General features: G+C 58.7%; 1 protein-coding gene. It reads right to left on the bottom strand.

Annotation, left to right across the window (positions count from 1 at the left end):
• On the bottom strand, positions 1–213 hold a 213-nt coding region (locus EXE45_RS19365; protein ID WP_137695229.1), incomplete at both ends, for a nucleotidyltransferase domain-containing protein.

Below are 213 nucleotides of genomic sequence, written 5' to 3'. Positions count from 1 at the left end.
CACCGTCGAAGCGCTCTGATTGGAGTTCTGCGACGACGTCGGTGACCTGTCGGCGAGCTGTCGTCCGGTCGCCATCGACGACGACAAAACAATCGATGTCACTTTGCCGGTCAGCCTCCCCCCGAGCGACACTCCCGAAAATAACGATACCGAGGAGGTTGTCGATGTTGTCGGCGTTAGTGAGCGTAGCTTCTACGCGGGTAACGAATGCCC

Source organism: Halorubrum sp. SP9, assembly GCF_005435015.1.
GTDB lineage: Archaea > Halobacteriota > Halobacteria > Halobacteriales > Haloferacaceae > Halorubrum > Halorubrum sodomense.
This window is presented reverse-complemented; position numbering and strand designations above follow the sequence as displayed.